Origin of the sequence: Streptomyces griseorubiginosus (assembly GCF_017614965.1) — a bacterium.
Classification (GTDB): Bacteria; Actinomycetota; Actinomycetes; order Streptomycetales; family Streptomycetaceae; genus Streptomyces; species Streptomyces griseorubiginosus_B.
Genome location: NZ_WVUG01000436.1, coordinates 1 through 5,822 on the forward strand (window position 1 = coordinate 1; position 5,822 = coordinate 5,822).

The window sequence follows — 5,822 nt, forward strand, 5'->3', positions numbered from 1 at the left end:
ACCCCGTCCCGCCCCTGGGAGACCTCGTCATGCCCGAAAAGTCCAGGAAAGTCGCCCCCGAAGTGACCCGGAAGGCGACCCTCGCGCTCGCCGCCTCCGCCTCCCTCGCCCTCCTCGCCACCGCCTGTACCGGACAGTCGAGCTCGGGTGCGAGCGACGACGCCTCCAAGGACACGACCATCAACTTCTGGCACGCCTGGAGCGCGCCGAACGAGGTGGCGGCCGTGAAGTCGCTGATCGCCGGCTTCGAGAAGGCCCACCCCAACATCCACGTGAACGTCGTCGGCAACATGACGGACGACAAGATCAACCAGGCGCTGCGCACGGGCGGCGACAAGGCGCCCGACGTCATCTCCTCCTTCACCACCAACAACGTCGGCAAGTTCTGCTCCTCGGGCGCGCTGGTCGACCTCAACCCGTTCTTCAAGAAGGACGGCATCGACCCGGCGACGACGTTCCCGAAGGCGATGAACGAGTACACCCAGTTCAACGGCGACCGCTGCACGGTGCCGCTGCTGGGCGACGCGTACGGCCTCTACTACAACAAGACCGAGTTCAAGAAGGCCGGCATCGCTGGCCCGCCGAAGACCTGGTCGGAGTTCGAGGCCGACGCCAAGAAGCTGACGATCCCCCAGGGCGACACCTACAAGCAGCTCGGGTTCATGCCGGACTACCACGGCTGGGAGACGACGACCGAGCACTACTTCGCGCAGTTCTCGCCGACGTACTTCGACCAGAACGGCAAGTCCAACCTTGCCAAGGACCCGGCGTTCACCGCCGGATTCCAGCTGCAGAAGAAGCTCGTCGACGAACTCGGCGGCTTCAAGAAGCTGGAGACCTACCGCTCCACGCTCGGCGACGAGTGGGGCAAGAAGCACCCCTTCCACACCGGCCAGGTCGCCATGCAGCTCGACGGCGAGTGGCGGCTGGGGATGGCCACGGAGGCCAACCCGAAGCTGGACATCGGCGTCGCCCCGCTGCCCGTCCCCGACGACCAGGCAAGCCAGTACGGCAAGGGCTACATCACCGGCACCATCGCCGGTATCGCGGCCACCAGCAAGAAGCAGAACGCGGCCTGGGAGTTCGTCAAGTACATCACCACGGACACCGACGCGGTGGTGAACTTCTCCAACGGCATCCACAACGTGCCCTCCACGCTGGCCGCCCTGAAGTCCCCGAAGCTGAAGTACGACCCGCGCTTCAAGACCTTCCTCGACATCGCGGCGAACCCGAACTCGAACACCAGCCCCGCCTCGATCAACGGCGGCTCGTACCTGGTGACCATCCAGAACCTCGGCTACGACTACGAGAGCGGGAAGGTCACCGACCTCAAGGCCGGCCTGGAGAGCGCGGCCAAGCAGATCGACACGGACATCGCGCAGGCGAAGTAGTCCGACGATGAGCATCATCACCCTGGCGTCGAAGCGCCGCTCCCCCGGCCTCGCCGCGAAGCAGCGGAAGCAGGCGCTTCGCACCCTCGCCTTCATGTCGCCCTGGTTGATCGGCTTCGCGGTCTTCTTCGCGTACCCGCTGATCTCGACGGTCTACTTCTCGTTCATGCACTACGACGGCTTCAAGGCGCCGACGTGGAGCGGCACGAAGAACTGGACGTACGTCTTCGAGCACTACCCCTACTTCTGGCCCGCCCTGCGCAACACCCTGTGGCTGGTCGTCGTCATGGTGACCCTCAGGGTCGTCTTCGGGCTGGGCGTCGGCCTGCTGATCACCAAGATCAAGACGGGCGCGGGGGTCTTCCGCACCCTGTTCTACCTGCCCTACCTCGCCCCGCCGGTGGCCGCGACGATGGCGTTCGCGTTCCTGCTCAACCCCGGTACGGGCCCGGTCAACTCGATCCTGGAGAAGGTCGGCATCCCGGCCCCCGGCTGGTTCAACGACCCCACCTGGTCCAAGCCGGCCCTCACCCTGCTCGCCCTGTGGGGCATCGGCGACCTGATGGTCATCTTCATGGCCGCGCTGCTCGACGTCCCGCAGGAGCAGTACGAGGCCGCCGAGCTGGACGGCGCCTCGGCCTGGCAGCGGTTCCGGTACGTGACCCTGCCCAACATCTCGCCGATCGTGATGTTCGCGGTCGTCACCGGCGTGATCCAGACCATGCAGTACTACACCCAGCCGCTGATCGCCGGGAAGGTCGCCTCCGGCGTCATCCAGGGCGCCGGCACCCAGTTCGAGCCCGGCTACCCGGAGAAGTCCACGCTGACCCTCCCCCAGCTCGTCTACAACCTCGGTTTCCAGCGCTTCGACTACGGCTCCGCGTGTGTCGTCGCCCTCGTCCTGTTCGTCCTGTCCATGGTGTTCACCGCGTTCCTGATGCGGCGCCGGGGCGGTCTCAACCTGGCAGGTGACTGACCATGGCCCAAGTACTGGACAAGCCGGTGCAGGTGCACGCGCCGGTCTCCCCGGCCGAGCGCACGGCCCGCCGCAGGTCGCTCTTCGAGTGGATCGCCATCCACTCCCTCGGGGTCGCGGCCGCCCTCTTCTTCACCCTGCCGTTCGTGTTCGTGTTCCTGACCTCGCTGATGAGCGACAGCCAGGCGCTCAGCCGGGACCTGATCCCGCACACCTGGGAGTGGGCCAACTACAAGAAGGTCTTCGACACCCCGGGCTTCCTCACCTGGTGGAAGAACACGCTGATCTACGCGGGACTCGGGACGGTCCTCACCGTCGTCTCCTCCATCCCGGTGGCCTACGCGCTCGCCAAGTTCCGCTTCCGGGGCCGCAGTCTCGCCCTGATGCTGGTCATCTCGATGATGATGCTGCCGCCACAGGTGATCATCATCCCGATGTACCTGTTCTGGGCGAAGCAGCTGGACCTGTCGGGCACGCTGTGGCCGCTGATCATCCCGATGGCCTTCGGCGACGCGTTCTCCATCTTCCTGCTGCGCCAGTTCCTGCTGACCATCCCGAACGAGTACGTCGACGCGGCCAAGGTCGACGGCTGCGGCGATCTGCGCACCCTGCTCAAGGTCGTCATCCCGATGGCCAAACCGGGCATCGCCGCCGTCGCCCTGTTCCAGTTCTTCTACGCCTGGAACGACTACTTCGGCCCGCAGATCTACGCCTCGGAGAACCCGGGCGCGTGGACGCTGAGTTACGGCCTGGAGTCCTTCAAGGGCGCGCACCACACCGACTGGAACCTCACCATGGCCGCGACCGTGCTGGTCATGGCCCCCGTGATCCTCGTGTTCTTCTTCGCCCAGAAGGCGTTCGTCGAAGGCGTCACGCTCACCGGAGTGAAGGGTTAGACACTTCATGAAACTCACCGTGGTCGGCGGAGGGTCGACCTACACGCCCGAACTCATCGACGGTTTCGCCCGGTTGCGCGACACCCTGCCCATCGAGGAGCTGGTGCTGGTCGACCCGGCCGCCTCGCGCCTCGAGCTGGTCGGCGGGCTCGCCCGGCGCATCTTCGCCAAGCAGGGCCACAGCGGCCGCATCGTCACCACCTCCGACCTGGACGCCGGCGTCGAGGGCGCCGACGCGGTGCTGCTGCAGCTGCGCGTCGGCGGGCAGGCGGCGCGCGAGCAGGACGAGACCTGGCCGCTGGAGTGCGGCTGCGTCGGCCAGGAGACCACCGGCGCGGGCGGCCTCGCCAAGGCGCTGCGCACGGTGCCGGTGGTGCTGGACATCGCCGAACGGGTGCGCCGTACCAGCCCGGACGCCTGGATCATCGACTTCACCAACCCGGTCGGCATCGTCACGCGCGCGCTGCTGCAGGCGGGCCACAAGGCGGTCGGCCTGTGCAACGTGGCGATCGGCTTCCAGCGCAGGTTCGCGAACCTGCTCGGCGTCTCGCCCGCCGACATCCACCTCGACCACGTCGGCCTCAACCACCTCACCTGGGAGACCGGCGTCCGCCTCGGCGGCCCCGAGGGCGAGAACGCGCTGCCCAAGCTGCTGGCCGAGCACGGCGACGCCATCGCCGCCGACCTGCACCTGCCCCGCGAGATCCTCGACCGCCTCGGCGTGGTCCCCTCCTACTACCTGCGCTACTACTACGCGCACGACGAGGTCGTCCGCGAACTGCGCACCAAGCCCTCCCGGGCCGCCGAAGTGGCCGAGATGGAACGGCAGTTGCTGAAGATGTACGGCGACCCGGCCCTGGACGAGAAGCCGGAGCTGCTCGCGAAACGGGGCGGCGCGTACTACTCGGAGGCGGCCGTCGACCTCGCGGCCTCGCTGCTGGGCGCGGGCGGATCGCCGTACCAGGTGGTGAACACCTACAACCGTGGCACCCTGCCCTTCCTGCCCGACGACGCGGTGATCGAGTCGCAGGCGGCGGTCGGCGTGAAGGGGGCGACGCCGCTGCCGGTGGCCACCGTGGACCCGCTGTACGCGGGCCTGACGGCGAACGTCACCGCCTACGAGGAGCTGGCCCTGGAGGCGGCGCTGCGGGGCGGCCGGGACCGGGTGTTCCGGGCACTGCTCGCCCACCCCCTCATCGGCCAGTACGAGTACGCCGAGAACCTCACCGACCGACTGATCGCACACAACCGGGAGCACCTCGCGTGGGCATGACCGCACGTGTCCTCGCCGTCGACGCGGGCAACAGCAAGACCGACGTGGCGGTCGTCGCGGACGACGGGACCGTCCTCGCCACGGCCCGCGGCGGCGGGTTCCGGCCCCCGGTGGTGGGCGTGGAGACGGCCGTGGACGCCCTGGGCGACGCGGTCGGCCGGGCCTTCGCAGCCGCCGGTGTGGAGTCCGCCGACCATGTCTCCGCCTGTCTCGCCAACGCCGACTTCCCCGTCGAGGAGGAGCAGTTGGCGGCCGCGCTGCACGCGCGCGCGTGGGGCACGTCGGTGGAGGTCCGCAACGACACCTTCGCCATCCTGCGCGCGGGCATCACCGAGCCGCGCGGGGTCGCCGTGGTCTGCGGCGCCGGCATCAACTGCGTCGGCATGCGCCCCGACGGCCGTACCGCCCGTTTCCCCGCGCTCGGCCGGATCTCCGGTGACTGGGGCGGCGGCTGGGGCCTGGCGGAGGAGGCCCTGTGGCACGCCGCGCGCGCCGAGGACGGCCGGGGCGAGGAGACGGAGCTGGTCCGCACGCTCCCGGCCCACTTCGGCTACGCCACCATGCTCGCGCTGATCGAGGCGCTGCACCTGGAGGAGGTCGAGCCGGTACGCCGGCACGAGCTGACGCCGGTGCTGTTCGCGACGGCAGCGGACGGCGACCCGATCGCCCGCGCGCTGGTGGACCGGCTGGCGGAGGAGGTGGTGACCATGGCCACGGTCGCGCTGACCCGCCTGGACCTGCTGGAGGAGGAGACCCCGGTCCTGCTCGGCGGCGGCGTCCTGGCCGCCCAGCACCCCCAACTGAACGACGGCATCAGGGACTTGCTGGCGGTCCGCGCACCGAAGGCGGTGGCCCGAGTGGTCACGGCGAGCCCGGTGCTGGGCGCGGCGCTGCTGGGCCTCGACCGGGTGGGAGCGGAGAGGGAGGTGCACGAGCGGGTGCGGGCCCGTTTCGAGGGCTAGGGTCCGTCGCGCGCCGCGGGCGCCCCTTCGGCGACATGCCCTGTGCCCTGCTGGAATCCGGGTCGTACCCCACGGGAACCGAACGGATTCCGTCGGCGTATTCATGGGCAGGGGGTGGTGCGGGACGCTGTGTCGTGCGCCGGTGGGACGGCGAAGGCACTGCGATCCGATCAAGATCCCGTGAAGGCCGGTGCGGATGTCGGCCCCGGCGGCGATACTTGCGGCGAAGGATGACCATGGGGGAGGTCAACAGTGACACACCCGCCGAAGAGCAGCGCGGCGCCACCGGGATCCGGTGTGCCCACGATGCCGGCCGTACCACCG

At 69.0% G+C, this 5,822-nt stretch carries 5 protein-coding genes; all 5 read left to right on the forward strand.

Annotated elements, in window-relative coordinates; translation table 11 throughout:
- Positions 1-29 precede the first annotated feature (29 nt).
- Genes GRC12_RS41165 through GRC12_RS41185 form a run of 5 tightly spaced genes read left to right on the forward strand, consistent with a single transcriptional unit; the run spans position 30 to position 5,498 of the window.
- On the forward strand, positions 30-1,391 hold the full coding sequence (locus tag GRC12_RS41165; RefSeq protein WP_208785568.1) for an ABC transporter substrate-binding protein: 1,362 nt from the start codon (positions 30-32) through the stop codon (positions 1,389-1,391).
- A gap of 7 nt (positions 1,392-1,398) precedes the next feature.
- Positions 1,399-2,367, forward strand: a complete 969-nt coding sequence (locus GRC12_RS41170) for a carbohydrate ABC transporter permease (RefSeq protein ID WP_208785564.1) — start codon at positions 1,399-1,401, stop codon at positions 2,365-2,367.
- 2 nt (positions 2,368-2,369) lie between these two features.
- Entirely contained in the window at positions 2,370-3,263 is an 894-nt protein-coding gene (locus tag GRC12_RS41175) for a carbohydrate ABC transporter permease (RefSeq protein ID WP_208785565.1), read from the forward strand.
- A 7-nt stretch (positions 3,264-3,270) separates the two neighbouring features.
- Positions 3,271-4,536: a 6-phospho-beta-glucosidase gene (locus GRC12_RS41180; RefSeq protein WP_208785566.1), complete on the forward strand. Its 1,266-nt coding sequence runs from the start codon at positions 3,271-3,273 to the stop codon at positions 4,534-4,536.
- Positions 4,527-5,498 carry an N-acetylglucosamine kinase gene (locus GRC12_RS41185; protein ID WP_208785567.1) on the forward strand — a complete coding sequence of 324 codons (972 nt, stop codon included), beginning with the start codon at positions 4,527-4,529 and terminating at the stop codon, positions 5,496-5,498. Before GRC12_RS41180 ends, GRC12_RS41185 begins: the two co-directional genes overlap by 10 nt.
- Positions 5,499-5,822 lie beyond the last annotated feature (324 nt).